This window comes from Mesorhizobium sp. M7A.F.Ca.CA.003.01.2.1, from assembly GCF_003998945.1.
Taxonomy (GTDB): Bacteria; Pseudomonadota; Alphaproteobacteria; order Rhizobiales; family Rhizobiaceae; genus Mesorhizobium; species Mesorhizobium ciceri.
Genome location: NZ_RZRA01001524.1, coordinates 1 through 691 on the forward strand (window position 1 = coordinate 1; position 691 = coordinate 691).

Genomic DNA, 691 nt, shown 5'->3' on the forward strand with positions numbered 1-691 from the left:
GGCTTTATCTGGAAGCCGAACGGCTCGGCGACCGCAACGCCGCCAGGCATTATGCCGGCCGCGCCGCCGCTGTGGCGCCGCAGCTGGCCTGGGCGGCGGAATCGACGCTGGAAGAGCTGACCGCGCGCGGCGACTGGGACGGCGCCCTGAAACTCGTCGACGCGCAGAAAGCGACACGGCAGATCGAACGCGATGCCGCCAACCGCCGCCGCGCCGTGCTGCTGACCGCCAAGGCGCAGGCGCTTGCCGACAGCGATCCCGCCGCCGCCAGGACGGCGGCGATCGAAGCGAACAAGCTCAGGCCCGATTTCGCGCCTGCCGCCGTGGCCGCCGCGGCCGCACTGTTCAAGCAGAACGATGTGCGCAAGGGCTCGAAGATACTCGAGGCGGCGTGGAAGGCCGAGCCGCATCCGGAGATCGCCGAGCTCTATACCCATGCAAGGCCGGGCGACGCGGTGCTCGACCGCCTCAACCGGGCGAAGAAGCTGCAGGAGATGAAGAAGAACCACGCCGAATCGTCGATGACGGTGGCGCGCGCCGCGCTCGACGCGCAGGATTTCGCGACCGCCCGCCGCGAGGCCGAGGCGGCGATCCGGATGGACCGTCGCGAGGGCGCCTATCTGCTGCTCGCCGACATCGAGGAGGCCGAGACCGGCGATCAGGGCAAAGTTCGGCAGCTGCTGTCCAGGGC

1 pseudogene is annotated in these 691 nt (G+C 70.2%); it reads left to right on the forward strand.

From position 1 onward, the window contains the following. Positions 1-691 (forward strand): annotated as a pseudogene (locus EN969_RS33940) (heme biosynthesis protein HemY); the annotation flags it as partial.